The sequence below is a fragment of the Priestia sp. P5_B4 genome (genome assembly GCF_056400385.1).
The window spans coordinates 1-1,426 of record NZ_JBFULJ010000942.1 but is presented as its reverse complement, the minus strand read 5'-3'; the positions used below and the strand labels follow the sequence as shown (position 1 = coordinate 1,426).

1 protein-coding gene is annotated in these 1,426 nt (G+C 40.9%); it reads left to right on the top strand.

What is annotated here, in order from left to right; translation table 11 throughout:
* Nucleotides 1-351: VOC family protein (locus AC1DRF_RS27710; protein ID WP_477742270.1), on the top strand; the 351-nt coding region annotated here is incomplete at its 5' end.
* Between the last annotated feature and the right edge of the window lie 1,075 nt (nt 352-1,426).

The window sequence follows — 1,426 nt, the reverse complement described above, 5'->3', positions numbered from 1 at the left end:
TTTAAAAGGAGTACTGAATTCTATAAAGATTTATTAGGAATTCCAATAAGTTGGTATGAGGAAGAAATGGAGTATGCACTTTTCAATAATGGGGAAACGAAAATTGAGCTTTTATCTCAGAAGGCCATGACAGAAGTAATTGGAAAGGAAAACAAGTCTTTAGATGGAGAATCCCCATCAAACTTTTTGCTTCAATTTGAAGTAGAAGACGTTGATAAGACCTATGATTATTTGAGAGAAAATGGGATTGGATTTGTTACTGAACCACACGACCGTAAAGAATGGAGATCGCGTATTGCACATTTTCGGGATCCAGATAAGAATCTTATTGAAATATATAAAATGCTGTAATTAATCAGGAAATTTTCATACTCATTGTAGCTCTGTTTCGATTTATTCGAACGGAGTTATTTGTGCTATTACCGATAATACGTTTTATGGTGCGACAAGAAGTCGCTTTTATATAGYGTGGCTCACGCCACTGGTTTAGACGCAAAAACTATCCCCGTCCAAAACTGCGGGCCTGSTAACGGGCTCGTGGGTTGCATGMGGAAATGCGGAAACAGAGAGTCAGTGCACGACTCGGAACACTGCTAGGGGAAGATGAGTATGGTGAACATTAGTGAAGGTTTGTAAGCTTCGTAAGTGTTAGCTYAGGATAGTGCACAGMWTTGCCTGGGTRTTGGCAAGAGGAAAAGCAGATTCATAAAGCTGCTGTGACGCGTCCCGTATCTTGCCCGGAGTAAAGAACCCACCTAACCTCGTCGTATCTATAAGATGCGRAACTTGGTAAGCCCTTTGTCATCTGTGYAAAYAGTAGGRTGACTGYAAAGTCAAACGATGTGRCAGAGGGTAAAGGATACGAGAGAAAGCRAATGCCRTTATCTCGAAAGAGAACAGGAAAGCAGGAAACTGTATAACTGRATGGATACTATCGTCCTTACGGACAAACCCATGATAGGCCCGAAAGGGAGCTGACTTCTCGTTGGTCTCTCGKAGGAACATAAGGTTGTGGCTATCTTCTGACGAAAGAAACGTACTGTTATGYATACCTCCATTTGGAGCGTCGGCGTACGTTTTACTTACCRATAYGGTATGTGATGAAGATACGACAGCAAATGGACCTRCAATGGGAGGCTTGAGCCGTATGAGTTGAAAGGCTCACGTACGGTTCTTAGGGGAGTYAGGGGCAGSGATGCCCCTCGCTTACCCGACTTAATTAACTTTGTATACGATATACAGTTAAAAACAGAAAAATCACTGTGCCTAATCAGTTCTTTTCTATCTCAAGTACAATGCTCAAAGTATTAGATACTATTCAAATCTTTCCTTATGTAATACAAACAGACAAATCATTTAATGATTTGCCTGTTTGTAGAATGACAGTCCCAGTTACTACTTTTCCCTCTAAATTAAGAGATAACCG